Annotated in this window: 22 protein-coding genes; 20 read left to right on the top strand and 2 right to left on the bottom strand. The window is 47.3% G+C overall.

The genetic code is table 11. The annotated features are described in order from the left end of the window. Nucleotides 1-187: 187 nt before the first annotated feature. The 18 genes from DWY79_RS12400 to DWY79_RS12310 all read left to right on the top strand — a co-directional run bounded on the left by DWY79_RS12400 (nucleotide 188) and on the right by DWY79_RS12310 (nucleotide 20682). Nucleotides 188-712 carry a nucleoside 2-deoxyribosyltransferase domain-containing protein gene (locus DWY79_RS12400; protein ID WP_005857710.1) on the top strand — a complete coding sequence of 175 codons (525 nt, stop codon included), beginning with the start codon at nucleotides 188-190 and terminating at the stop codon, nucleotides 710-712. 88 nt (nucleotides 713-800) lie between these two features. Then, nucleotides 801-1676: a glucose-1-phosphate thymidylyltransferase RfbA gene (rfbA, locus tag DWY79_RS12395; RefSeq protein WP_005863000.1), complete on the top strand. Its 876-nt coding sequence runs from the start codon at nucleotides 801-803 to the stop codon at nucleotides 1674-1676. A 25-nt stretch (nucleotides 1677-1701) separates the two neighbouring features. Further along, nucleotides 1702-2778 (top strand): GDP-L-fucose synthase, encoded by a 1077-nt coding sequence (locus tag DWY79_RS12390; protein WP_008772417.1) that lies wholly within the window; start codon nucleotides 1702-1704, stop codon nucleotides 2776-2778. A gap of 25 nt (nucleotides 2779-2803) precedes the next feature. Beyond that, nucleotides 2804-3955 carry a GDP-mannose 4,6-dehydratase gene (gene gmd, locus DWY79_RS12385; protein WP_005862995.1) on the top strand — a complete coding sequence of 384 codons (1152 nt, stop codon included), beginning with the start codon at nucleotides 2804-2806 and terminating at the stop codon, nucleotides 3953-3955. 107 nt (nucleotides 3956-4062) lie between these two features. After that, on the top strand, nucleotides 4063-5208 hold the full coding sequence (locus DWY79_RS12380; RefSeq protein WP_005857701.1) for an OmpA family protein: 1146 nt from the start codon (nucleotides 4063-4065) through the stop codon (nucleotides 5206-5208). Nucleotides 5209-5304: 96 nt separating this feature from the next. Continuing rightward, entirely contained in the window at nucleotides 5305-6702 is a 1398-nt protein-coding gene (locus DWY79_RS12375) for an undecaprenyl-phosphate glucose phosphotransferase (protein WP_122369414.1), read from the top strand. A 69-nt stretch (nucleotides 6703-6771) separates the two neighbouring features. Further along, nucleotides 6772-7194 (top strand): Holliday junction resolvase RuvX, encoded by a 423-nt coding sequence (gene ruvX, locus DWY79_RS12370; protein WP_008772415.1) that lies wholly within the window; start codon nucleotides 6772-6774, stop codon nucleotides 7192-7194. 3 nt (nucleotides 7195-7197) lie between these two features. Continuing rightward, nucleotides 7198-7755, top strand: a complete 558-nt coding sequence (def, locus tag DWY79_RS12365) for a peptide deformylase (protein WP_005857695.1) — start codon at nucleotides 7198-7200, stop codon at nucleotides 7753-7755. 20 nt (nucleotides 7756-7775) lie between these two features. Then, the gene (locus DWY79_RS12360) at nucleotides 7776-9323 is read left to right on the top strand and encodes an acyl-CoA carboxylase subunit beta (RefSeq protein WP_005857693.1); all 1548 of its coding nucleotides are present in this window, start codon (nucleotides 7776-7778) and stop codon (nucleotides 9321-9323) included. 12 nt (nucleotides 9324-9335) lie between these two features. Beyond that, on the top strand, nucleotides 9336-9668 hold the full coding sequence (locus DWY79_RS12355) for an acetyl-CoA carboxylase biotin carboxyl carrier protein subunit (RefSeq protein WP_122369413.1): 333 nt from the start codon (nucleotides 9336-9338) through the stop codon (nucleotides 9666-9668). 41 nt (nucleotides 9669-9709) lie between these two features. Further along, a complete protein-coding gene (locus DWY79_RS12350) occupies nucleotides 9710-11833 on the top strand; it encodes a tetratricopeptide repeat protein (RefSeq protein WP_005862989.1) in 2124 nt (707 codons plus the stop codon). A 90-nt stretch (nucleotides 11834-11923) separates the two neighbouring features. Next, nucleotides 11924-13879 (top strand): threonine--tRNA ligase, encoded by a 1956-nt coding sequence (thrS, locus tag DWY79_RS12345; RefSeq protein WP_005857688.1) that lies wholly within the window; start codon nucleotides 11924-11926, stop codon nucleotides 13877-13879. A gap of 33 nt (nucleotides 13880-13912) precedes the next feature. After that, complete coding sequence (infC, locus tag DWY79_RS12340; RefSeq protein ID WP_008779711.1) at nucleotides 13913-14539, top strand: translation initiation factor IF-3; 627 nt, start codon at nucleotides 13913-13915, stop codon at nucleotides 14537-14539. Nucleotides 14540-14594: 55 nt separating this feature from the next. Then, a complete protein-coding gene (rpmI, locus tag DWY79_RS12335) occupies nucleotides 14595-14792 on the top strand; it encodes a 50S ribosomal protein L35 (RefSeq protein WP_005857684.1) in 198 nt (65 codons plus the stop codon). Between the two features lie 105 nt (nucleotides 14793-14897). Beyond that, complete coding sequence (rplT, locus tag DWY79_RS12330) at nucleotides 14898-15242, top strand: 50S ribosomal protein L20 (protein ID WP_005857682.1); 345 nt, start codon at nucleotides 14898-14900, stop codon at nucleotides 15240-15242. A gap of 605 nt (nucleotides 15243-15847) precedes the next feature. Further along, a complete protein-coding gene (locus DWY79_RS12320; RefSeq protein ID WP_122144218.1) occupies nucleotides 15848-16093 on the top strand; it encodes an RNA-binding protein in 246 nt (81 codons plus the stop codon). A gap of 127 nt (nucleotides 16094-16220) precedes the next feature. Then, entirely contained in the window at nucleotides 16221-18398 is a 2178-nt protein-coding gene (locus DWY79_RS12315) for a family 20 glycosylhydrolase (protein ID WP_122369412.1), read from the top strand. A gap of 40 nt (nucleotides 18399-18438) precedes the next feature. Further along, complete coding sequence (locus tag DWY79_RS12310) at nucleotides 18439-20682, top strand: GH92 family glycosyl hydrolase (RefSeq protein ID WP_122369411.1); 2244 nt, start codon at nucleotides 18439-18441, stop codon at nucleotides 20680-20682. 94 nt (nucleotides 20683-20776) lie between these two features. On the opposite strand, the gene DWY79_RS12305 is transcribed toward DWY79_RS12310, so the two are convergent. Both DWY79_RS12305 and DWY79_RS12300 read right to left on the bottom strand, forming a co-directional pair. Then, nucleotides 20777-21703, bottom strand: coding sequence for a magnesium transporter CorA family protein (locus DWY79_RS12305; protein ID WP_005862977.1), 927 nt, complete (start codon nucleotides 21701-21703; stop codon nucleotides 20777-20779). 325 nt (nucleotides 21704-22028) lie between these two features. Further along, nucleotides 22029-23216 (bottom strand): immunoglobulin-like domain-containing protein, encoded by a 1188-nt coding sequence (locus tag DWY79_RS12300; protein ID WP_122369410.1) that lies wholly within the window; start codon nucleotides 23214-23216, stop codon nucleotides 22029-22031. Nucleotides 23217-23306: 90 nt separating this feature from the next. On the opposite strand from DWY79_RS12300, the gene dnaB reads away from it, so the two are divergent. Together dnaB and pulA are read left to right on the top strand one after the other, a co-directional pair. Continuing rightward, nucleotides 23307-24824 carry a replicative DNA helicase gene (gene dnaB, locus DWY79_RS12295; RefSeq protein WP_008779715.1) on the top strand — a complete coding sequence of 506 codons (1518 nt, stop codon included), beginning with the start codon at nucleotides 23307-23309 and terminating at the stop codon, nucleotides 24822-24824. A 129-nt stretch (nucleotides 24825-24953) separates the two neighbouring features. Beyond that, nucleotides 24954-26951, top strand: a complete 1998-nt coding sequence (gene pulA, locus DWY79_RS12290; protein WP_122369409.1) for a type I pullulanase — start codon at nucleotides 24954-24956, stop codon at nucleotides 26949-26951. The last annotated feature ends 31 nt before the right edge of the window (nucleotides 26952-26982 follow it).

The following is a 26982-nucleotide window of genomic DNA, read 5'->3' as shown; positions in this document are numbered from 1 at the left end:
TACTCTTCTCCTTGGAGAAGATATACTGCAAGTACCCTAGGAGATATACTTCACCGTCCAAGTAAGTACTACTTCTCGTGATATCCTATTAGTATATACAAGACTGTTGCCCACATTTAAAGTGAATGTATTTGTTGGATTCATGTTTTTTTGCGAAGTTTGTTGCTTGAAAAGTAAGCTTTGAGACATGAATATGAGAAATATTGTACTGTGTATATTATATTTGTTTTTGGTGCCGATGGGAGGGTTTGCCCAATCTGAGGTCGTTGTCTTGTATCCCGATACTGAAAATAAGGATTTGGATGAAGCTGTATACCAAAAAATCTTTTTGGCCGGCACGATCGATATGGGGAAAAGCGTGGATTGGCAGAAGGCTACCTGCGACTGGTTCCGGGCGCTTCCGGAGGGACGGTATCTCTTGTTCAATCCTCGTAGGGATAAAGGGTTGAGCGGGGAGATGTCCGATTTTGAGCATCAGGTGAATTGGGAACTGGAGCATCTGGAGAAAGCCGATCTGATTATCATGAACATTTTGGCGAGCAGCAAATCCCCGATAACTTTATTGGAGATGGGGCTGTTTATGCGCTCCGGAAAGTTGCGGGTGATTTGCGAGCCCGGCTTTTACCGGTATGATAATGTGCGCTTAACTTGTGCGCGCTATGGCGTCCCATTGTATCAGAATATGGACGATTTTTTGAAAACCATGCGCTAATCTATTATTATTTGTTTAACTTTGTATAGTTTTAGGGACGGTGTGGAATCGATCCTAAGCGAGTATTGTCGAACAAAATGGAAAGAATATGAAAGGTATAGTTTTAGCCGGTGGATCGGGTACCCGCTTGTATCCGATCACTAAAGGAGTTTCCAAGCAACTTCTACCTATTTATGATAAGCCGATGATTTTTTATCCGGTATCCGTGCTCATGCTGGCAGGGATACGGGAGATTCTTATTATATCGACCCCTCAGGATTTGCCGGGCTTTCGTCGTTTACTGGGCGATGGCTCCGATTATGGCGTTCGTTTTGAATATGCCGAGCAGCCTTCGCCGGACGGATTGGCGCAAGCTTTCATCATTGGAGAGCGCTTTATCGGCGATGACTCCGTTTGCTTGGTACTTGGCGATAATATCTTTTACGGACAGAGCTTTACCCGTATGTTAAAAGAGGCCGTTGACAAGGCGGAGAACGAACAAAAAGCGACCGTGTTCGGTTACTACGTAAACGATCCGGAACGCTATGGCGTGGCCGAGTTCGATGCGGATGGGAACGTCCTCAGTATCGAGGAGAAACCGAAGGAACCGAAATCGAATTACGCCGTGGTAGGATTGTATTTCTATCCGAACAAGGTGGTGGACGTGGCCAAGAATATCAAGCCTTCCGCCCGTGGAGAGCTGGAGATCACTACCGTGAACCAGTGGTTCTTGAAGGATGGGGAGTTGAAAGTGCAGCTATTGGGACGTGGATTCGCTTGGTTGGATACCGGGACTCACGACTCGTTGTCTGAGGCATCTACTTTCGTGGAGGTGATCGAGAAGAGACAGGGACTGAAGGTGGCTTGTCTGGAGGAGATCGCTTTCAAGCAAGGATGGATTGATGAGAAGCGACTTGAGCAAGTGGCTTTGCCGATGATTAAGAATCAGTACGGCCAGTATTTGATGAGGTTGATTAATAAGTAGAAGTAGTTCAGAATACGAGATATCGATGGAAAAAGACAGTAAAATATTTGTTGCCGGTCACCGGGGCTTGGTAGGCTCCGCCATTCTGAATAATTTGCGTAGCAAAGGGTATACGAACTTTCTGCTTCGTACGCATGCGGAACTGGATCTGACGGATCAAGCCGCTGTGAACGAGTTTTTTGCCGCTGAACGGCCGGACTATGTGTTCTTGTCGGCGGCGCACGTCGGCGGTATCATGGCGAACAGTCTGTACCGTGCCGATTTTATCTACAATAATTTGATGATCCAGAATAATGTCATTCATGCCTCTTGGAAAAACAATGTAAAGAAATTATTATTCTTGGGAAGCACCTGCATCTATCCTCGTGAGGCTCCGCAGCCGATGCCGGAGGATTGCTTGCTGACATCTCCCTTGGAATATTCCAACGAACCTTATGCGATCGCCAAGATAGCGGGTATCAAGATGTGCGAGAGTTACAACCTGCAATACGGTACGAACTATATCGCCGTGATGCCTACTAACCTCTACGGGCCGAATGATAATTTCAATCTGGAGACCTCGCATGTGTTGCCAGCCATGATCCGTAAGATCCATCTGGCGAAATGCCTGCATATGGGAGATTGGGAGGCCTTGCGTAAGGATATGGACATTCGTCCGGTAGAGGGCGTGTCTGGGAAGGCCTCCGAGCCGGAGATACTCTCCGTATTGGATAAACAGGGTATCCGTCCGGGCGAGGTGGAGCTGTGGGGAACCGGCAAGCCGCTTCGTGAGTTTTTATGGAGCGAGGAGATGGCCGATGCTTCTGTTTATATCATGGAACACGTGGATTTCGAGGATGTCCGCCAGAAGGAGGGCGAGGTCCGGAATACACATATTAATATAGGTACGGGTATCGAGCTTTCGATCCGTGAGGTCGCCGAACTGATCCGGCGAGAGATCGGGTTCGAGGGCGAGTTGAGGTTTAACTCGTCCAAGCCGGACGGTACGCTTCGTAAGCTGACAGATGTAAGCAAGTTGCATGCCTTGGGTTGGCGCCATACGATCGAGATCGAGGAGGGCGTGAAGCGACTCTATGAATGGTACTTGGGAATTGAAAAATGAGAATTGAAAATTGAAAATTAGAGAAATGGGCAAAGTAGCGTTAATAACGGGTATTACGGGACAGGATGGGGCTTATCTTACTGAGTTCTTGATTAAGAAAGGATATACGGTACATGGTATCAAGCGTCGTTCTTCCATGTTCAATACGGATCGTATCGATCATTTGTATCAAGACCCGCATGTGGAAAACCGTAATTTGATTCTGCATTATGGCGATTTAACGGATAGTTTGAATCTTACACGTATCATTGGCGAGGTTCAACCGGACGAGATCTATAATCTGGCCGCCATGAGCCATGTAAAAGTAAGTTTCGACACTCCCGAATATACGGCGAATGCGGATGGTTTGGGCGTATTGCGTATCCTAGAGGCGGTCCGCTTGCTGAACTTGATCCCGAAGACACGTATTTATCAGGCATCTACATCTGAGTTGTATGGCTTGGTGCAAGAGGTGCCGCAGAGGGAGACTACTCCTTTCTATCCGAGAAGCCCTTATGCGGTAGCGAAACTATACGGTTACTGGATTACGGTGAATTACAGGGAGGCCTATCATATGCACGCTTCCAATGGCATCTTGTTTAATCACGAGTCTCCATTAAGGGGAGAGACATTCGTGACCCGTAAGGTAACCCGGGCGGTTTCACGTATCGTTTTGGGTATGCAAAAAAAGGTTTATATGGGTAATCTTTCCTCCAAACGGGATTGGGGACACGCAAAAGATTACGTGCGTGCCATGTACGCTATTTTGCAACAAGATGAACCCTCGGACTATGTCATAGCTACCGGGATTACTACAACGATTCGGGACTTTATCCGTATGGCTTTTGAGGAAATTGGCGTGGGAATCCGCTTTAAAGGAGAAGGGATAGACGAGGTCGCTATCTTAGAGTCGATAGACGAGGGATTGTTCGTCAAGAAGGTTGGTGATGCCTACCTGGAAAACTTTAAGAAACGTGTGGGTGAGGAAGTTGTAGGAGTAGATCCGCAGTATTTCCGCCCTACGGAAGTAGAGTTGCTGATCGGTGACGCTACGAAGGCACGTACTCGTTTAGGGTGGGAACCGGAGTATTCATTAGCGGCTTTAATTGAGGATATGATGAAGAACGATATAAAACTAATGAAGAAGGAGTCTTATCTGAAAGAGGGGGGATATAAAATTTTGAACTATTTCGAGTGAGTTCGAAACAATTTGAAGATTTTATTTGTTGTAATTACAAAAAGAGTTAATTTTGTGTCAATTTTAAGATATTAGGTAATTGATTGTTTAATTAAAATGTTGAAAATATGAAGACTAAGGTTTTACTTTTAGCTTTGTTATCAGGTTTTGTATTCTCTGTGGCAGCACAGGAATATCAACCGCAGGTGGGGTTCAGCAATGAGGCTGGTTATAAGACTAATTTCAAGAAGAATAAAGCTCGCGACAATTGGTTTATTTCAATTGCGGGTGGAGCCAGCGTATTGTTAGGAGACCAAAATGGAGAGGCTGATTTCAAGAATCGTTTAAACTTCGCTCCACAAGTATCTTTTGGTAAGTGGTTTAATCCGTATTTAGGATTCCGTACCCAGTTAAATGGTGGTATTATCCACGGTTTTGAAGGTGATGGCGCACAGTTTATGCAACATAATAAATATGTAGCCGCTCACGTAGATTTGTTGTGGGATGTTACTAACTTCTGGGCTCCTTACAGAGAATCTAAAGTGTTCCGCTTGATTCCTTGGGTCGGTTTTGGTTATGCGCAGCGTTTCAAGACTACAGAGTCTTATGATCGTCCAAGAACGGAGTCTCCTACGTTGAACGCTGGTATCTTAACCGCTTTCCGTTTGAGCAAACGTGTTGATTTGAATGTTGAGATCCAAGGTTCTTTGTTGAACGAGCAGTTTAACCGTGTCGAGATGAATCACCTGACAGATGGTATCGTTCAGTTGAGCGCTGGTTTGACATTCAAATTGGGTAAGACAGACTTCGAGGTATTGGAGCCGATGGATTACGCTTTGTTGAACGACTTGAACGGCCAGATCAACTCTTTGCGTGCTGCTAACGATGAGTTGAGCAAACGTCCGGTTTCTTGCCCTGAGTGCCAAGAGACAGTTACTGAAGTTGTAAATAACTACGTTGACAATGTGGTTTACTTCCGCATCAACAGCGCTAAGATCGACAAGAACCAGCAGATCAATATCTATAACACAGCTGAGTTCATGAAGAACAACAACGCTCCGATCAAGGTAGTTGGTTACGCTGACAAGAAGACGGGTACTTCTGATTATAACATGGGTCTTTCTGAGAAACGTGCTAGAGCGGTCGCTAAGGAACTTATCGATAAATACGGTATCTCTTCTAGCCAGATCACTATCGAGTGGAGAGGTTCGGACGAACAACCTTATGGCGAAAATAGCTGGAACCGTGTAGTAATTATGAGCGCTAATAATTAATTTACGAATTAATGCTTTAAAAAGGCCGTACTTCTAAGTGCGGCCTTTTTTTTGCGCCGAAAAATACTTACTTTTGTGAGAATTTATCGAATTGCTATGATATTGAACAAAAAACATGGTTATTTAATCCAATGGCTGATTGGTGTAGGAGATTTGATCGTATTGAATCTTTTGTTTATGGCCGTTTTTCATCTGCTTGGCCCGAAATACACGGAAGCGATATCCTATAATTTGAGAGAGGTTATTCTGTTATTGAACTTCTGTTATTTCTTCTCTTTATATTTTATCCCGATTCAATTGCATCAGGCGGTCGTGTTTATCGACAAGATTGTGCAACGGGCGTTCGGATTGGTTACCGTACTTATCTTCTTGTTCGCTACTTGCTTGATCTTCTTGAATGTGGGAGATGTTCTGGCAACCTTCCTCTTGGTCTATTACGGGGTTTCTATCATCTTGTTTTCGCTTTGGCGGGTTTTGGTGCGCCTATCTTTAAAGTTGTACAGGCGAAAAGGCTATAACTTTAAGAAGGTGGTGATTGTGGGGGCCGGAAAGAATGGTATGGAGCTTTACCAAGTCATGAAAGATGATTTGAGCTATGGGTTTAGCGTAAAGGGATTCTTTGATGACAATGACTCGTTGAAAGACGTTTTACCTAATTACTTGGGCAAGACGAGCGAGGTGGAAGCGTATGTGCTGGAGCATGATATCGATGAGATTTATTGTACTTTGCCGGGTACGAACAACGGAAAGATCGTACGGCTTCTGAATTTCGCCGAGAAGAAGATGGTGCGCTTCTATATCGTGCCCGAGTTTTACCGGGATGTAAAGAAGAGTATGGTGATGGAGGTGATGGAATCGATCCCATTGCTGACGGTCCGCCGGGAGCCTTTGCAATCCGCCTATAACCGGTTCTTGAAACGGACGTTCGATATATTTTTCTCTTTGGTGATTTTGCTCACGATTTATCCTATCCTGTACATCGTGGTCGGTATAATGATCAAGTTAAGCTCACCCGGCCCGATTTTGTTTAAGCAGAAACGTACGGGATTGTATGGGCGTGACTTCGAATGTTTCAAATTTCGTACGATGAAGGTGAACGCGCAGGCTGATACCTTGCAGGCCGTTAAGAACGATCCTCGGAAGACCCGGATCGGCGATTTCTTGCGCCGGACGAATCTGGATGAGTTCCCTCAGTTCGTGAACGTCTTGCTGGGCGATATGTCCGTGGTAGGCCCTCGTCCGCATATGCTGAAGCATACCGAGCAGTACTCGGCGTTGATCGATAAGTATATGGTGCGGCATTTGGTGAAACCGGGAGTAACGGGGTGGGCGCAAGTCACCGGTTACCGGGGTGAGACCAAGACGCTGGAGCAGATGGAAGGACGTGTGAAGAGAGATGTGTGGTATATAGAGAATTGGACGTTTTTCCTTGATTTAAAGATTATTGTGGTTACGGTACTGAATATGTTCAAGGGAGAGAAGAATGCGTATTAATCCGATTTGTTGCACACTTTTTGCGGATTTGTGTAATCTGTATTTATATTTATGCTATATTCGCGCTCGATGGGAAGAATAATTGCAATAGATTACGGCCGGAAACGTACGGGGATAGCCGCTACGGATATTTTACAAATGATCGCTAACGGCGTGGCGACAGTCCCAAGTGGAGAGGTTGTGAAATACCTGTCGGATTACATATCACGGGAACCGGTGGATTTATTTGTGGTCGGGCTTCCAAAGCAAATGAACAATGAGCCTTCTGAGAACATGAAGTATGTGGAGGCGTTCGTGACCCATCTGAAAAGGACGATACCAAGTATTCCGGTAACTTATTACGACGAGCGGTTCACGTCGGTCTTAGCTCATAAGGCCATGTTGGAAGGCGGTTTAAAGAAAAAGAAACGGCAAGATAAAGGATTGGTCGATGAGATTAGCGCCGTTATTATTTTGCAAGCTTATTTAGAAAGTAAAAAATATCAGTTATAACTTATGATTTTACCCGTATTTTTATATGGTCAGCCCGTACTAAGAAAAGAGGCTGAGGATGTACCTAAAGATTATCCCGACTTGAAACAGTTGGTTGCCAATATGTTTGAAACGATGTATAATGCCGATGGGGTAGGGCTTGCCGCTCCTCAGGTGGGCTTGTCTATCCGTTTGGTGGTTATAGACGGTGATGTGATGGGAGATGACTTCCCTGAATGCAAGGGTTTCAAGCGTGCGTTGATTAATCCCGAGTTTTTGGAACGTAGCGAGGAGGAAATAGCTATGGAGGAAGGCTGCTTGAGCCTGCCGGGTATACACGAGAAAGTGTCTCGCTCGAAAACGGTTCGTGTGAGATATTGGGATGAGAATTGGGAGGAACACGAGGAAGTGGTGGAAGGTTTCGCCGCCCGTATCGTGCAGCATGAGTGCGAGCATCTGACGGGGCATGTCTTTATCGACAATGTCTCCGCTATTCGCCGTCAATTGAACAAAGGCAAATTAAATAGTATTATTAAAGGGACGGTTCGTTGCTCTTACCGGGCAAAAGCCGTTGGTAAATAATAAATCTATAAATAATCAATATGACAGATTTAAGTAAAAACATTGAGGCCCTCAGGGAAAAGAAAGCCGTTATCGAGATGGGCGGTGGTGAGGCTGCTATCGAAAAGCAAGTGGCGATGGGTAAGCTTACTGCCCGGGAGCGTATCTTGGCTTTGTTGGATAAGAACTCTTTCCATGAGTATGACATGTTCGTGAAACACGATGGCCGTGATTTCGGTATGGAGAAGAAGGTTCTGCCGGGTGATGGTGTGGTTACCGGTACGGGTACGATCTTTGGTGCCCCGGTTTGCATCTATGCACAGGACTTTACGGTTGCCGGTGGTTCGTTAGGTTTGCAGCATGCTCGTAAGATCACCAAGATCATGGATCATGCGTTGAAGATGAAATGTCCGATCATCGGAATCAATGACTCGGGTGGCGCGCGTATCCAAGAAGGTGTTGGTGCTTTGGCTGGTTATGGTGAAATATTCTATCGCAATACGATCGCCTCAGGCGTGATCCCTCAGATTTCCTTGATCCTCGGTCCTTGTGCCGGTGGTGCCGTTTATTCTCCGGCGTTGACGGACTTCGTGTTTGTGGTTGAGAACATCTCTAAGATGTTTATCACGGGACCGAACGTTATCAAGACCGTGCTGGGTGAGGATATCTCTATGGAAGACCTTGGTGGCGCACGTGTTCATGCGGAGACTACAGGTAACGCTCATTTCTATGCCTTGAGCGAGCAAGAATGTTTCGATCAGGTGAAACGTTTGGTTAGCTTCATCCCTTGGAATAATCAGGAGCGTGCGAAAGTGGTTGAGCCGAAAGAGCCGTCCGCTATGCTGAATATCGAGCAAGTAGTTCCGGCGGACCCGAAACAGCCGTATGATGTGCGAGACGTTATCAGATGTATCGTCGATGACTCGGACTTCTTGGAGATTCAAGAGTTGTGGGCCGCTAATATTGTGATCGGTTTTGGCCGTATGGCAGGAGAAACGGTAGGTTTCGTTGCCAATCAACCGATGGTTCTGGCCGGCGTGCTTGATTGTGATAGCGCTGACAAGGCCGCTCGTTTCATCCGTTTCTGCGACTCATTCAATATTCCTATCATCACGTTGGAGGATATGCCGGGTTATCTGCCGGGCGTAGATCAAGAGCATGCGGGTGTGATTCGTCATGGGGCTAAGGTTCTGTATGCGTATTCGGAAGCTACTGTTCCTAAGATCACGGTTATCTTGCGCAAGGCGTACGGTGGAGGTTATATAGCTATGAACTCCCGTCACTTGGGCGCTGACTTCATGTTCGCTTGGCCGAGCGCGGAGATCGCTGTTATGGGTCCGGAAGGCGCAGCTAACATCATATTCCGCAAGGAGATCATGGAGGCGGAAGATCAGAACGCTATGCGTCAGGAGAAGGTGAAAGAATATATCGAGAAATTCGCGAACCCGTACGTGGCGGCTTCCAAGGGATTTATCGACTCTGTGATCGAACCGAAAGAAACCCGTTCATTATTGCTACACGCACTGAAGCTTTCCATTCTAAAAGAGGAATACAGACCGGCCAAGAAGCACGGTTTGCCTCCGTTCTAAATTGATGAGAGTATGGAAAAGAAACACCAGCAAGAAGAATATGTAGACTTTGTGGTGACGGCACGTAAATATAAGACGTTGTTGACAGCGAAGTATAAGAGCCGACCGATGTGGTATAAGCCGTCGGCTGGTGACGTGGTTTCTCATCTTCCCGGAACGATTATCAAGATTATGGTAGAGGAAGGACAGGCTGTGGAGGCCGGGCAACTTCTGCTAATCCATGAGGCGATGAAAATGCAGAACCGGGTGGTCGCTCCCATATCGGGAGTCGTTGTCGAGCTCAATGTAAAAGAGGGCGATAAGATAACGAAGAATCATTTAATGGTAAAAATAGAGTCTAAGTAAGATAATTTACTTATTTTTGCCTCTCAATCATTTTTAATAGGATGAAGAAGGCAACACTCTTTTTGATATTACAGATATTTACGATTTCGCTTTTTGCGCAGATTAATACGGACCGTGTATTGGCCATTGGCAGGAACGCCCTTTATTTTGAGGATTATGTTCTTTCCATTCAGTACTTCAATCAGGTTATCAAATCCAAACCTTGGTTGGCGGAACCCTATTTTTACCGTGCGGTGGCGAAGATAAATCTGGACGATTTTAAGGGGGCCGAGGAAGACTGTACTTTATGTCTTCAGCGGAACCCTTTTTTAACACAAGCGTATTACGCTCGCGGCATCGCCCGTCAAAGCCAGGAGAAATACGACGAGGCGATCGACGATTACCAGAAAGGACTTGAGTTCAAACCCGAGGACCGCCAGATGCTGGTGAATATGGCGGTGGCTTTTATCCAGAAAAAAGACTACAACGGGGCGGAGAAGACATTCGATGATTTAATGACCGCCCATCCGAAATATTCCATGAATTATATGACACGGGGCGCTATGTATCTGGAGAAAGGGGATACGTTGAAAGCCTTGGCCGATTATAATAAGGCGATCGAGATGGATCCTTATTATGCGCCGGCGTATGGCAATCGTGCGATCCTTCATTATCAAATGGATGATTACAAGGACGCTTTGGCCGATTTGAACGAGGCTCTACGTCTGGATACCCGTGAGAGCGGATATTATATTAACCGGGGGCTAGTTCGTTATCAGATGAATGACTTGAGAGGTGCGATGGCCGATTACGATCAGGTGATCAGCATGGATAGCCGGAACTTGATCGCACGGTTCAACCGAGGTTTGCTTCGGTTCCAAGTCGGGGATAATAACCGGGCTATCGAGGACTTCGATGTCGTTATCCAGCAAGAGCCAGATAACTATATGGCTTATTACAACCGTGCGTTGCTCCGTTTCGAGACGGGCGACTACCGGGGGGCCGTGCAGGATTACGACGTGGTCTTGAAGCAATATCCTACTTTCCTGCCAGGCTTTGTGAGCCGTTCGGAAGCAAAGCGTAAGCTAGGTGATAACGTGGGGGCAGACCGTGATTATTGGGCAGCCATAAAGATGGAGGAGCAGGCCAAGAACGGACAGCTCCCGAAGACATCGTCTTCTGGCTCCAATACAGCGGTGAACGGAGATGCCAAGACGGACGATTCGGAGGAGAATACTCGTGAGCAATCCGATAAGAATATCAATAAGTTCAACCGCTTGGTGGTATACGATAAGGAGCAGGAGCGTAAAAGTAAATACCAAAGTGAGGTCCGTGGGCGTGTACAAGACCGGAATGTCCATGTGGATCTGGAACCCCAGTTTGTCTTGACCTATTACGAGAAGGCGGATCCCGTAAAGAAACTTGTTTATTACGACAAGATGGTGGAGGATTACAATGGCCAGATGGTCTTGAAGCGTAAATTGCGTATCACGAACGAGGAGGCCGCTTTGACTGAGGACCAAATCGCCGTGCATTTCGCCTCCATCGACGAGTATTCGGCGGAGATCGAGCGTGATCCGAACAACGCTAACGCTTATTTTGGCCGTGCGATGGACTTCATGTTGGTGCAGGATTTCTCGGAGGCGATCAAGAATTTCTCGGAAGCGATCGAGCGAGACCCGTCGTTCACGATGGCTTATTTCAATCGTGCCGTGGAACGTTATAAGCAATTGATGTACACCCAATCCCAGCAGGCTAGCAAGGATACGTACGACTTGAGTGGCTCGGGAATGAACTTGAATATTGGTAAGTCCGCACAGTCGCAGGTAAACGCCAACACCTCGGTGGACCTCCGGAGCGCTATGCTGAAGGATAATAAGCGAGCCTATGAGCATGAGCAGATCATGAGGGATTACGATATGGTGATCAAGCTGAACCCGGGTTTTGTGTACGCTTACTTTAACCGTGCGAATCTGCGTTGCGCCCAGCGTGATTTCCGTGCCGCTATCGTTGATTATAACGAGGCGATCGAGCGGGACCCTGAATTTGCCGAGGCTTACTACAATCGTGGGTTAGCCCGTCTGTCGCAAGGTGACGTGAACCGGGGCATCGCCGACTTGAGCAAGGCAGGGGAATTGGGTATCTACAACGCCTATAGTATCATCAAGCGAATGACAAGCCGGTGATAACGCAAATTATTCGAGTTAAATGTTTCGCTGATAGAAAAGAAATATTAACTTTGTGGGCTGAATATAAAGAATTTTAGAGAATAGAATATGATAAAGATTACATTTCCGGACAATTCCGTAAGAGAATATGCAAAGGGAACGACTGCTATGCAGATAGCGGAAAGCATTAGTTCTCGTTTGGCACAGGAAGTCCTAGCCGCAAGCGTGAATGGGGAGGTTTGGGACTTAAGCCGTCCTATCAACGACGACGCTACGGTGAAACTTTTGAAGTGGGAAGACGAGGAAGGTAAACATGCGTTCTGGCATTCCAGCGCTCACCTTATGGCAGAGGCTTTGCAGGAATTATATCCGGGTATTAAATTCGGTATCGGTCCGGCGATCGAGAACGGTTTCTATTATGACGTGGATCCGGGTGAGGCCGTGATCAAAGAGGGTGATTTCGCTGCTATCGAGGCTAAGATGCTTGAGCTGGTAGCCAAGAAAGAAGAGATCAAACGTCAGGACATTACCAAGGCGGATGCCATGAAGATGTTCGGCGATAGAGGTGAAGAGTATAAAACAGAGCTTATCAGTGAGTTGGAAGACGGTACGATCACTACCTATACACAGGGTTCTTTTACGGACTTGTGTAGAGGACCGCATTTGCCGAATACCTCTTATCTGAAAGCTGTCAAGATATTGAGCGTAGCCGGCGCTTATTGGCGTGGCGATGAGAAACGCAAGCAATTGGTTCGTTTGTATGGTATCACTTTCCCGAAAAAGAAGATGTTGGATGAGTATCTGACATTGTTGGAGGAGGCCAAGAAACGTGACCACCGTAAGATCGGTAAGGAGATGGACTTGTTCATGTTCTCCGATACGGTAGGTAAGGGCTTACCGATGTGGTTGCCGAAAGGTACCGCCTTGCGTTTGCGTCTGCAAGAGTTCTTGCGTCGTATCCAAGCTCGTTATAATTATCAAGAGGTAATGTGTCCGCCGATCGGTAATAAATTATTGTATATTACCTCCGGCCACTACGCTAAATACGGAAAGGATTCTTTCCAACCGATCCATACACCTGAGGAGGGTGAGGAATACTTCTTGAAACCGATGAACTGTCCTCATCACTGTATGATCTATAAAAACTCTCCTCGTTCGTATAAGGACCTGCCGTTGCGTCTCGCTGAGTTCGGTACGGTTTGCCGGTATGAGCAGAGTGGAGAGTTGCACGGATTGACCCGTGTACGTAGCTTTACGCAGGATGATGCTCATATCTTCTGCCGCCCCGATCAGGTAAAGCAGGAATTCTTGAACGTAATGGACATCATCTCGATCGTATTCAAGACGATGAATTTCGAGAACTTCGAGGCTCAGATCTCCTTGCGTGACAAGGTGAACCGTGAGAAATATATCGGTAGCGACGAGAATTGGGAGAAGGCTGAGCAAGCGATTGTAGAGGCTTGTGAGGAAAAAGGCTTGAAAGCTAAGATCGAATATGGAGAGGCCGCTTTCTACGGTCCGAAACTCGACTTCATGGTGAAAGACGCTATCGGCCGCCGTTGGCAGTTAGGTACGATTCAGGTAGACTATAACTTACCGGAACGTTTCCAATTGGAATATACGGGTGCCGACAACCAGAAGCACCGTCCGGTTATGATCCACCGTGCGCCGTTCGGTTCCATGGAACGGTTCGTTGCCGTATTGATCGAGCACACCGCCGGAAAGTTCCCGTTGTGGTTGACTCCGGAGCAGGTATGTATCATGCCGATCAGCGAGAAGTTTAATGATTACGCTTGGCAAATCGCACGTGAGTTGGGTAATCAGGAAATCCGTGCTATCGTAGATGACCGAAATGAGAAGATCGGTCGTAAAATTCGTGACAATGAATTGAAAAGAATCCCTTATATGCTCATCGTTGGAGAAAAAGAAGCAGAAAATGGTGAAGTTTCTGTAAGAAAACAGGGCGAAGGTGATAAAGGTTCGATGAAAATTGCTACCTTTGCAGCGCTTTTGAATGGCGAGGTAGAGGAAATGATGAATCGCTGGCAAAAAAGTAATGATTAAATAACTAATAACGAGGAGAATAAATCTTTTTGAATGAAGAATGACAATCTGAAAGAACAGTATAGAATCAACGAACGTATTCGTGTTCGTGAAGTTCGTTTAGTAGGTGACAATATTGAGACGGGTGTTTATCCGATCGCTCAAGCGCTGAAAATAGCGGAAGAGCAGGGGATGGATCTAGTCGAGATTTCACCAAATGCTGCGCCCCCCGTTTGTAGAGTAATCGACTACCAGAAATTCCTCTATCAGCAAAAAAAGCGTCAGAAAGAGCAAAAAGCGAAATCTGTGAAAGTGGTCGTGAAGGAGATTCGTTTCGGGCCTCAGACTGATGATCATGATTACAATTTTAAATTGAAGCACGCTAAGGGATTTTTGGAGGAAGGTTCGAAGGTCAAAGCCTACGTGTTCTTTAAAGGCCGTTCTATCCTTTTCAAGGAACAGGGAGAAGTCCTGCTGCTTCGTTTTGCCAATGATTTGGAGGATTATGGAAAAGTAGAGCAGTTGCCGGTATTGGAGGGAAAACGTATGATTATCATGCTTACTCCGAAGAAAGCGGGCACTGGTTCAGCCCCGGCTGCGGCCGCAGCTCCGAAAGTTGTAAAGAAAGTGATCACGACACCTAAGCCTAAAAGCGAGGGTGATAAGAAAACAGAAGAATAAAATCCGTCCCTGATAGAAGGGAGGTTAAGTTTAATAATTAAAATATAATTGGAAAATGCCTAAGATGAAGACTAATTCCGGTGCCAAAAAGAGGTTCGCCCTTACCGGATCAGGAAAGATCAAAAGAAAACACGCTTTTAAGAGTCATATCTTAACAAAGAAGACTAAGAAGCAAAAGAGAAATCTTACTCACACGGGTTTGGTAGCTAGTGTTGACGTAAGCAACGTAAAGCAGATGCTTTGCATGAAGTAATCTTTATTCATTAAGCGAGTTTTATAACGATTTTTATTAACCGAATGCATTAGCAATCAAGTTCATCCTAAGAGATGACGCTAACATTCAAAACAGATTAGAATTATGCCTAGATCAGTAAATCATGTTGCTTCAAGAGCAAAAAGAAAACGGATTTTAAAACTAACCCGTGGTTATTATGGTGCACGTAAGAACGTTTGGACCGTAGCGAAGAATACATGGGAAAAAGGTTTGACTTATGCTTTCCGCGACCGTCGTAACAAGAAACGTAATTTCCGTGCTTTGTGGATTCAGCGTATCAACGCTGCCGCTCGTATGGAAGGTTTGTCTTACTCTCGCCTAATGGGTGCTTTGCACGCTGCCGGTATCGAGATCAACCGTAAGGTTTTGGCAGACTTGGCCGTTAACCATCCGGAAGCATTCAAGGCTATCGTAGCTAAAGTAAAATAAGATTTTTGCTATATAGTTAATAAAGAGCCTCCCCGAAAAGGAGGCTCTTTTTTTGTTGTTTTTGTTTGGTTATGTCGATACGATTACATATCTTTGTAACAAGAAAAAGATAAACAGGGAATGAGTTAAGCCGCACTTGTTCGATTGGGAAACTCATCAGTTTATTTTAATTCCGAGACATAGCTCTTGTCGCCAATGGCGGGCCGCGCCCTTCGGGGTATGCTTAGCACGGCGGATTACAAAGGTGGCAAAGCACTCAAATCCTGTCATACGGAGTTTGTTCACATCTACAGTGCGGCTTTTTCAAATAGGGAAGAGGATCTTTAATCAGATTCTCTTCTTTTTTTATGCGGTTTATGCTGGTAGTCTCGTTGGCTCATATAAGTAGTCTCGTAAAGGCAAGGTAAATTATTTTGAAAATAAATTAGGTTTTATAGTTGGTAATCCAAAAAGAATGCTTTCCTTTGTACCAACAAACAAAAGATAGTTTGTCTTGCTCTTTATCTTCGAGTTTCTATTCTCAGTAATGATAATATATTCTTCTAGAAATCGATCTTCACTAACATCACTTGTTTTATTATTAATTTATTTTTAATTTTTTTCGTATGAATATTTACATTGGAAACTTGAGTTATCGAGTAAGAGAGTCTGATTTGCAACAAGTATTAGAAGAGTATGGTGTTGTTGATTCAGTAAAGTTAATTGTTGATCGTGATACTAGACGTTCTAAGGGTTTTGCTTTCGCTGAAATGCCTAACGTAGACGAGGCTCAAAAAGCTATCGAGGAATTAAACCAAGCTGAGTACGAAGGTCGTCAGATGGTTGTAAAAGAAGCAATTCCTAGACATTAATTTTAGAAGATATACATTTTAAAATAACTTTGAAGCGGGGAGACGATAGTCTTTCCGCTTTTTTGATATTGTCCATTATTGTCGTATATTTACGCACCAAGAATAACACAACTAAAAAATAAGTATTATGACGTTGCCAAAACGGTCTTGCATGAAAGTAACCGGACTTGCTCTCGCTTGCTCCTCGCTACTTTTTTCCTGTGTTCCCAAGGAGGTTTCGCAGGTGAATTTAATCCCTAAGCCGGCCCATATCGAGGTGACTGGCGGTTATTTCAAAGTAGATAGTAATCTCGTATTCGGGAATGATCAATCGGGTACGATCCGTTACGTGGTCGATGAGTCTTTCAACGGCGGAAATCCGGAGGGATATGCGTTGAACGTGACCAAGAAGGGGATCGAGTTGAGAGCCGCCTCTAAATCCGGATTGTTTTACGGGGAACAAACGTTGCGCCAGCTGTATACGTCGAAAGGGATTCCTTGCGTATCGATCCAAGATAATCCCCGTTTCCCGTATCGTGGCTTGCATCTGGATGTCTCCCGTCATTTCTTCCCGAAAGAGGAGGTGATGAAGTTATTGAACGTCATGTCTTATTATAAATTGAATACGCTTCATATGCATTTGACGGATGCCGGTGGTTGGCGTATCCAGATGGATAAATACCCGAAACTGACTACGGACGTGGCTTTCCGTACGGAATCCGATTGGCAGAAATGGTGGGATGGAAAGGATCGCAAGTATCTGCCGGAAGGAACTCCGGGGGCATATGGCGGTTATTTTACGAAAGAAGATATCCGTGAGATCGTGGATTACGCTACGGCCCGGCATATTAATATAATACCGGAAATCGAATTCCCTGGGCATTCGGACGAGGTGTTCGTGGCGTACCCGGAGTTGAGTTGTGCCGGCAAACCTTATACGACGGGTGATTTCTGCATCGGCAACGAGAAATCGTTTACGTTCATGGAGGATGTATTGTCCGAGGTGATCGAGTTGTTCCCTTCCGAATATATCCATATCGGGGGAGACGAGGCCGGGAAGGGAGCTTGGAAGACCTGCCCGAAATGTCAAGGCTTGATGCGCCGGAACGGGATGAAGGACGTGGATGAGTTGCAGAGCTATATGATTCACCGTGCGGAGGAATTCCTAATCTCCAAAGGCCGCAAATTGATCGGTTGGGATGAGATTCTGGAAGGGGGCTTGGCTCCGGAGGCTACCGTCATGTCTTGGCGGGGCGAGGAAGGGGGAATCAAGTCCGCCCGCATGGGACACGACGTGGTCATGACACCGGGTGGTTATATGTATTTCGATTTCTATCAAGCCGATCCGAAGACACAGCCGTATGCCATCGGCGGTTATACGCCGATCAAGCGGGCGTACAGTTATAATCCAGTGCCTGTGGATTCGTTGACTGCCGAGGAAAGCAAGCATATCCTAGGGGTACAGGCGAATACATGGACGGAGTATATCAAGGATGAGAAGCATCTGGAGTATATGATGTTCCCTCGTGCCTTAGCGGTCGCCGAGATCGGATGGACTCCGCAAGAGGATCGTAGTTGGGAGGATTTTAAGCCTCGTATGAACGCGAATATCCCGGTTCTGCAACGGATGGGTATCAATACGTTCACGCTCTCGGACGAGATCGAGACCACGATGGAGGTAGATACCTTGCGGCGAGAGATCAAGGTCATGTTGGATGCGGAGAAATATCCGGCGGAGATACGTTACACGACAGACGGCTCTATTCCCGCCGCCTCTTCCCGGGTCTATAACGGCCCGATCGTGGTGAAAGACTCCGCTGATATCAAGGCCGCTATCTTCCGTGACGGGCAGCTTCAAGAAACGCCTACCGAGAAGAAGGTGGATTATCACCGAGGTATCAATAAGCCTATACATTATAATAGTAAGCTGTATAGCGGTTATATGGCGGGTGGCATGAACGCCTTGCTGGACGGCTATAGGGGAGGCTTGACTTATCTGGACGGCCGTTGGCAGGGTTATTTGAATGACTTGGATTGCGTGGTGGACATGGGCGAGGTGACGGATATCCATAAGGTATCGTCCCGCTTTATGCAATTGATCGGCCCGGGCGTGTACCAACCGGGAGAGGTGGAGTTGCTGACATCGGAAGACGGGGAGAGCTATATCTCGCAGGGAGTTATCCCTACTACGATATCCAATACGGATAAAGACCTGTCTTTTCAGGAATATACGTTTAACGGCGATTGGAAAGCCCGTTATATCCGTATCAAGGCAAAAGAGGCAAATAAGGGTTTCATCTTCACGGATGAGATCGTGATCTGGTAAGTATGAATCAATTAATTATCAACTAAAATACATTTATCAAATGAAGAAACAGTTAATGACCTTCCTGTTGTGTGGCAGTCTGTTCGCTACGGCGCAGCAACCGGTAGATTATGTGAACCCCTTCATCGGTACGAGCAATTACGGTACGACGAATCCCGGCGCGGTTTGTCCGCAGGGTATGATGAGCGTGGTTCCTTTCAACGTCATGGGGTCGGAGAAGAACCGTTTTGACAAGGATAGTCAATGGTGGTCTACTCCTTACTCGGCAGACAATAAATTCTTTACGGGATTCGCCCACGGCAGCTTGAGCGGTGTGGGATGCCCGGAGCTGGGAGGTTTGCTATTGATGCCGACGACGGGCGAGTTGAACGTGGACTATAAGGCTTACGGCAGTGAGTACAAGGACGAGGTGGCTCACCCCGGTTATTATAGCAATACCTTGACCAAGTATAATATCAAGGCGGAGGCTACTGCCAGCATGCGTACGGGCTTGAGCCGTTTTACCTTCCCGAAAGGGGAGAGCCATATCCTCTTGAACCTAGGCGAGGGCTTGACGAACGAGACCGGCGCTACGGTACGTATCGTGAATGATACGGAGATCGAGGGGAGTAAGCTTTTAGGTACGTTCTGCTATAATCCACAGGCCGTATTCCCGGTTTACTTCGTGATGAAGGTAAACAAGGCCCCGAAGAAGATGGGTTATTGGAAGAAACAACGTGAGATGAAGGGGGTAGAGGCCGAATGGGATATCTACTCCGGCAAGTATAAGTTATATACCAGTTATACCCGTGAGATGAGCGGAGACGATGTCGGCGTATGGTTCGATTACGATACGGACGAGGGCGAGGCTATCGAGGTGAAGATGGGTATCTCGTACGTGAGCATCGAGAACGCCCGCCTGAACATGAATACGGAGCAGCCCGGCTTCGATTTCGACAAGGTCCGTACGGCGGCTAGCACGATGTGGAACAAGGATCTTTCCAAGGTACAAGTGGAAGGAGGTACGAAAGACGAGAAAACAATCTTCTATACCGGTATGTATCATTTGCTGATCCATCCGAATATCCTGCAAGACGTGAACGGCGAGTACCCGATGATGGAGAGCCTGAAAGTAGGCCATACCACCGGAAACCGTTATACGGTCTTCTCCCTGTGGGATACGTACCGCAACGTAAGTACCCTGATGACCTTGCTCTATCCGGAGCGTCAATTAGATATTATCCGTACGATGCTGGATATGTACCGGGAAAACGATTGGTTACCGAAATGGGAGCTTTACGGACGTGAGACCTTTACGATGGAGGGCGATCCCTCGATCCCGTATATCGTAGACGCATGGATGCGCGGCTTGCGTGACTTTGATGAGCAAACCGCTTATGAGGCGATGCGTAAAGGCGCTACTACCCCGGGAGAGTTCAACCTGCTTCGTCCGGACGCGAACGATTATTTCAGCAAGGGCTATGTTCCTTTGCGTGAGCAATACGATAACTCCGTATCTCATGCGCTGGAATATTATATCGCCGACTGGAACTTGGCTAATTTCGCTCAAGCCTTGGGTAAGAAAGAGGATGCCAAGTTATTCCGTGACCGTTCTTTAGGTTACAAACATTATTATAGCAAGGAGTTCGGAACGCTGCGTCCTATCTTGCCGGACGGCACCTTCTACTCTCCGTTCGATCCGAAACAAGGCGAGAACTTCGAGCCTAGTCCCGGTTTCCATGAAGGCAACGCATGGAATTATACGTTTTATGTTCCTCACGATATCAAGGGACTGGCCAAATTGATGGGAGGCGATAAGAAATTTGTGGATCATTTGCAGAAGGTATTCGATGACGGCAATTATGATCCCGCCAACGAGCCGGATATCGCTTATCCTTATTTGTTTAGTTATTTCAAGGGAGAGGCTTGGCGTACTCAGAAGTTGGTCCGTCAGTTGTTGAAGGATTGCTATCATAACGCCCCGAACGGTGTCCCGGGTAACGAGGATACAGGCACGATGTCCGCTTGGGCTATTTTCTCCATGATGGGCTTCTATCCGGCTTGTCCGGGCGACGTGAACTATGTATTGACTTCCCCGACTTTCGATAAGGTTACGATCCAGCTCGACAAGAAATTCTATCCTAAAGGCGAATTGGTAATCGAGTCTAAGCATAGTAATCCGGAAGCGATCTACATCAAGGACGTTTTCGCCGGCGATAAAAAGCTAAAGGGCTACACCATCTCGCAAGAGGACTTGGTAAATGCCGGAACCTTGCGTTATATCCTCGAGGATACGCATAAGTAAGCCAAGATAAAGATATACCGAATTTGATATTTACCGGACGCAGATGACACCGACAAGCACGGGTGATCTGCGTCCGGTTTATTTATTTGATATCCTAGAACCATTTGATCTTCCTGAATATAAAAAAGGCCGTAGCGGATAGCAAGATCGAGAGCAAGATGATAACCACGAAACCATGCGGCATATCCTCCATGTAGATCGGGACGTTCATCCCGTAGAAGCTAGCGATTAATGTCGGAACCATTAAGATAATGGAAAGTGATGTCATACGTTTCATGATCGTGTTCACGTTGTTGGAGATGATAGAGGCGAAAGCGTCCATCGTACCCGTAAGAATATCGCTATAGATATTTACCGTGTTATGGGCCTGTTTCAACTCGATCTCCACGTCCTCCACTAAATCCTTGTCGATATATTCCGGCTCTTGGAAAATATTCTGGAGCTTGGCCAGCATCACCTCATTCCCGCGGATGGAGGTGTTGAAGAATACCATGCTCTTCTCCAGCTTCATCAACGCTAGCAGATCCTCGTTGCGGATGCTTTTCTCCAACGCCTTTTCCGCCTCGGTGACGGCGTAATTGATTTGTTTCAGGTATTTAAGGAACCATACGGCCGATGAGTGGATCAGCCGGAGGATCAACTCATACTTGTTTTTAATCTGGAGTTCCTTCCGTTGGGTATAACGGATGAAATCGGGGATCAAGTCCGTCTTATGGTAACATACGCTTACGATGATCTCATTGTTCGTGATGATACCGATCGGCACCGTATTGAACGGGATGTCATGATCTTGGTTCTGCAACGGGATACGTAAGATGGTAAGCAACCAATTCCCCTCGTACTCGATACGGGGACGTTCGTCCGTATCGGCTATATCGCTCAAGAATGATTCGGGTACGTTAAATCGATCCATCAAGAATTGAAGATCTTCGGGAGTCGGGCACTCTACGTTTACCCAACTGTTAGGAAGCCATTGGTTCTTCTCCACATAACCGGCCTCACAATAAAGAAATTGTCTCATTATTGCCTCCTTTCGTGTTTAATCCGAGCAGAGGATCAATGAAACCCTCCGCCTCGTTAGTTCATACTCTGTTCTGTTTCTAGCGGGATACTGTCGTCCATAATTTGAAAATTACTTTTTACGGGTGCAAAGATAATACTTTTTTACGTAAGTAAAGTTATGTCGCTGTATGCTGACAGCAATATTGTTGCCAGTTTACGTTAGCATAGGCTTACTTCTCTGAGAGTATTGCGATACTTCTGGTAATAGTACTGGAGTACTTTCATGGAAGTACCCGAGTACTGCCTAAGAAGTACTCCAATACTTCTTAGGCAGTACTGGCCGTTTATTCAATCCCGCATTTCCCCTCTTCGTTGAAGTAGAAGAAGAGCCCGGTATCTATGCTGACCGGACCATGGATACGGTTTACGGCGGGTTCCCATGCGGGCATCAACCGGAGTACCCGTAAGGCTTCATCGCGGCACTCATCATAGGTTTTCCCCGTATCGCGAGGATACAGTATATTCTCGGGTAGGCTTACGGGATTCTGTAACATTCCTAAGGAATCGATCGTGAAGGAGTAGAAGAGTCGTACCTTCGTGCCCGTACCTTTATAAGATTCGGGATAACGCAGGTTCTGTTCGAAGAAACGGATCATGGCTTCTCTTCCTCCCTTGAACTCGGCCATGGGGCGAGGCTCGTGGAGCCGGCTGGCGAAGCGTGTGTATTCCTCATAATCTTCCGGGTTATCGGATAGGTAGAACGTGGCGGCCAAAGGATAATGGACGATGCCGGCGCCCTGTCCGGTGATGACGGTCTTGCGCACCCGGTACAATCCCGGAGGGTTTTCCTTGAGCTCAGGCATCAAGGTGGCCGAGAAATCGTCTCTTGTCTGGTTAGGAAAGATCGGATAGCCGAGAGCGACGAAGGCGGTGGGTTGCGGGATTCCTTTCCATGCCCTCCCGTCGAAACGCTCGATGAAATACTCTTCGCCTCCCATCCCTTCCAGGTCGGTATGGTTGGTGATAGCGATCTCGATCCGCTCGATGTTGGTTGGGTAGACGTTCGGTCTTACTCGCATGGAGAAGTGGGTGGTGTCCATGCTGATAGCTTCCTCGGGTGGCCGGTCGTAAGGGCCTCCGCCGATCCGGATGAGGGGTGAATTGAATACGTAAGTCTTGAAAGCCTCCACATACTCCTTCTCCGCTATGATAAGCTGTAGGAAGACGGAGTCGTCCGTGTTCCAGAGGGAGGTCAGGTTGCCGCGGATCTTCCGTAGATGCGGGGGAAGGGTATCGTATTCCTTGCCGAAGAACAATTCTATGCTGTCCCGTATCTGCTTGGCGGTCCATCCTTCCGTGGAAACTGAAGATGCGGCATGGGTATCAGTCGGTAACGGTAGGGTATCTTGCCGTGCTATGGATTGGGAGTCGGCTGAGTAGTCGCTACTGTTTTCCCCTTTCTTTTGTTTGGTATGGCAGCCGTATAATAGGCAACCTCCCATGATAACAAATCCGATAAAATACGCTTTCATGATTCGACAGGTTTTAATTCCTAAATATAAAGAATCTTTTTCAGAAATGGGTAAAAGATATTACCTTTGACTCCCCAAATAGAAAGAATGATGGCAGAAGGAACAAGAAATACAGGAAGAGGAAGGAAAAAGCCTGTGGAGATGCTCCCCGATATGGGGCGTCTTCAGCCACAGGCCCGTGAGTTGGAGGAGGCTGTGTTGGGTGCGTTGATGCTGGAGAAAGACGCGTACTCGATCGTCAGCGAGATCTTGAAGCCGGAGTGTTTCTATGAGAAAGCGCATGAGAAGATTTATGCCGCTATCGTAGACTTGGCGTTGAGCCAGCGTCCCGTGGATATGCTTACCGTAACGGAGCAATTGAAGAAACGGGGAGAATTGGAGGATGTAGGCGGACCGTTCTATATCTCTCAACTTACCAGCAAGGTGGCCAGTAGCGCCCATATCGAGTATCACGCCCGGATCATTGCCCAGAAATATCTGGCGAGGGAGTTGATCTCTTTCACGGCGATGATCCAAGGAAAGGCATTTGATGAGACGCTCGATGTAGAGGACCTGATGCAAGAGGCGGAGGGCAAGTTGTTCGAGATCTCGCAACGTAACGTAAAGAAGGATGTCACCCAGATCAACCCCGTCATCAAGGACGCTATGGAGATGTTGCAAAAGGCGGCCCTCCAGAAGGAAGGTCTGAGCGGATTGCGTACGGGCTTCGAGGGGTTGGATAAGATGACTTCCGGTTGGCAGAATTCAGACCTTATCATTATCGCCGCCCGTCCGGCCATGGGTAAGACGGCCTTCGTTCTTTCCATGGCGAAGAATATGGCGGTGAATTTCAATACGCCTGTCGCCCTGTTCTCGCTCGAGATGAGTAACGTGCAGTTGGTAAACCGTCTGATCGTGAATGTCTGCGAGATACCGGGCGAGAAGATCAAGAGCGGACGCTTGGAGAGCTACGAGTGGGAACAGCTGGATTTTAAGATCAAGGAGCTTTACGACGCCCCGATCTTCGTGGACGATACCCCGAGCTTGTCCGTCTTCGAGCTGCGGACGAAAGCCCGTCGTCTGGTGCGTGAGCATGGCATTAAATGTATCATTATCGACTACCTTCAGTTGATGAACGCCAGCGGTATGAACTTCGGTAGCCGTGAGCAGGAGGTGAGTACGATCTCCCGCTCGTTGAAGGGATTGGCCAAGGAATTGAATATCCCGATCATCGCCTTGTCGCAGTTGAACCGTGGTGTGGAAGCCCGTCAAGGCGTGGAAGGTAAGCGTCCGCAGCTAGCCGACTTGCGTGAGTCCGGAGCTATCGAGCAGGATGCCGATATGGTATGTTTCATCCACCGTCCCGAATATTATAAGATTACGGAAGATGAGCGGGGAAATTCTCTGATCGGTCTTGCCGAGATCATTATCGCCAAGCATCGTAACGGTGCCGTGGGGGATGTCCGGCTGCGCTTTAAGAGCGAGTTCGCCAAGTTTATGAACGTAGAGGAAGATATAGCGGTAAGGGAATTCTCCTCAACCATGAACGGTGGAGACCCGATGCCCCCGATCCCATCGCCGGGAGCTGATTTCCTAAGTCAAGGTAGCAGCAACGAGGTTCCGTTTTAATATAGCATGAATGAACGAAAGAGGCGAAAACGTTTGCGGTAGATTTTTCGCCTCTTCTTTTCTGTTTCGTTGGCGAATCCGGTTCGAATCTTCTATCTTTGTGATTGAAAACAAATTACTGAATCAGCCATGACGAGACACTTAGTTCCGGTATCTATATACCTGTCGCTGTTGCTTAGCTGCAACTCGCCGAAAGAATACAAATCCTTTGATGAATACCCTTCCTATGAGGGAGACGATCTGGAGTTGTTCTATTCTCCCACGAAATCCGTGTTCACCCTTTGGGCCCCGACAGCGGAAGAAGTCCGCTTGAATCTTTACGCCTCCGGTGAAGGAGGGGAGCCTGTCCGCCGGTTGCCGATGAAATCCTCGGATAAGGGTACGTGGCGTATCTCCGTGAGCGAGGATCTGAAAGGCTCCTTCTATACCTTCCAGATCCGTATCGGCGATAAATGGCTGGATGAGACTCCCGGTATCTGGGCGAAAGCCGTCGGGGTGAATGGAAACCGTGCGGCCGTGATCGATTGGGCGGCTACCGATCCGGAGGGCTGGGAGGCGGATAAATCTCCCGAGTTGAAAAGCTTCTCCGATATTATCATCTACGAGATGCATCATCGGGATTTCTCGATCGCCGCGAACTCCGGCGTGACGCATAAAGGTAAGTTTCTCGCCTTGGCGGAGGAGGGCACGAAAGGGCCGGGCGGCGTGGCTACCGGCGTGGATCATCTGAAGGAGTTGGGCGTTACCCATGTCCATATCCTTCCTTCCTATGATTATGGCTCGGTGGACGAGACTCGCTTGCAAGATAATGTGTACAATTGGGGGTATGATCCCAAGAACTATAACGCCCCCGAGGGGAGCTATTCCACCGATCCTTACAATCCCGAGGCTCGTATCCGTGAGTTCAAGGAGATGGTGCGGGGGTTGCACCGGAATGGTATCCGTGTGATCATGGACGTGGTTTACAATCATACCTTCGTGGGGGATGGGTCGAATTTCAGTTTGACCGTTCCCGGTTACTTCTACCGTTATAAACCGGACGGAAGCTATTCGGATGCCTCCGGCTGTGGTAATGAGACCGCTTCGGAGCGGGCGATGGTACGCCGCTATATCGTGGAGTCCGTGAAATATTGGGCCGAGGAATACCATGTGGATGGTTTCCGTTTCGACTTGATGGGCATCCATGACGTAGAGACCATGAACGAGGTAAAAGCCGAGTTAACCAAACTAGATCCTTCCATCTTCGTATACGGCGAGGGCTGGACCGCCAGCGATTCCCCGCTACCGGAGGATCAGAGGGCGATCAAGGTAAACGCCCCGAAACTGAATGACGTGGCCGTATTTAGCGATGACCTGCGGGATGCTTTAAAAGGAAGCGTATTCGAGACTACACAGGCCGGTTTCGCCTCCGGAAAGCCGGAAGGTAACGAGGAGTCTATTAAGTTCGGTATCGTAGGCGCTATCCGCCATCCGCAAATCGACTATAACCAAATATTATATTGCAAAGCGCCTTATGCGAACAAGCCTACGCAAGTGATCAACTATGTCTCTTGCCACGATGATCTTTGTTTGATGGATAAGTTGAAGCTCTCGGCCCCGAAAGACGCTACCCCGGATGAGTTGATACGATTCGGCAAGTTGGCCCAGACCATCATCTTCACCTCGCAAGGAGTTCCCTTCATGCGGGCAGGAGAGGAGTTGCTGCACGATAAGAAGGGCGTACATAACAGCTATCAATCGCCCGATTCAATCAATGAGATCGACTGGTCTTTAAAGGCAAAAAACAAGGATGTTTTCAACTATTACAAGGATTTGATCGCCCTTCGTAAGTCGCACCCGGCTTTCCGTATCGCCACGGCCGAGGGAGTGAGGGAGGCCCTTCAATTCCAAGAAGTGAACCAGCCCGGTGTCGTAGCGTATACCTTAGGGGAACATGCGAACGGGGATAGTTGGAAGAAGATTATGGTTATCTTTAACGGGAACCGGAAGGCGGTAACGGTTTCTCTGCCGGAAGGAACATGGATTCCGGTTTGTAAAGACGGTCGGATTTATCTGGACGGTAAAGGTTCCGTACAGGGTAAAACTACCGTAAGCGCCTCTTCCGCCTTGATCTTGAAACAAGATTAATACGGAACTAAATCAAAGAAATCCCCCGGGA

This window comes from Parabacteroides sp. AF27-14 (assembly GCF_003635425.1).
GTDB lineage: Bacteria > Bacteroidota > Bacteroidia > Bacteroidales > Tannerellaceae > Parabacteroides > Parabacteroides distasonis.
The sequence above is the reverse complement of the archived record's forward strand: the minus strand, read 5'-3'. Positions and strand labels throughout refer to the sequence as shown.